Here is a 379-nt window from a genome sequence, read left to right on the forward strand (position 1 = left end):
CGACCCCACCGTGCGGGCCCATGCCGTCGCCCGCACCCTCCTCGACCGGCACGGCGTGGTCACCAGGGGCGCGGTGTCGGCGGAAGGCGTCGAGGGCGGCTTCTCGGCGACGTACCGCGTCCTGTCCGTCTTCGAGGAGAGCGGCCAGGCCCGCCGCGGCTACGTCGTGGAGGGCCTCGGCGCCGCGCAGTTCGCGATGGACGGCGCGGTGGACCGCCTGCGGGCGATGTCCAACGCCCGAGACCGCGGCGAGGACCTGCCCGGCCCGCCTCCCGGTTCCGAACCCGACCCGTTCCGCGGCCAGGACCTCGCCGGCCCGGACGACTCCGCCCCCGCACACGACTTCGCCGGCCCGGACGACTCCGCCCCCACCCACGAC

Annotated in this window: 1 protein-coding gene; it reads left to right on the top strand. The window is 77.0% G+C overall.

Annotated features, from left to right (window positions below; translation table 11 throughout):
- On the top strand, nucleotides 1-379 hold a 379-nt coding region (locus C1J00_RS44365; RefSeq protein WP_439333493.1), incomplete at both ends, for an Lhr family helicase.

The sequence above is a fragment of the Streptomyces cahuitamycinicus genome, from assembly GCF_002891435.1.
Taxonomy (GTDB): Bacteria; Actinomycetota; Actinomycetes; order Streptomycetales; family Streptomycetaceae; genus Streptomyces; species Streptomyces cahuitamycinicus.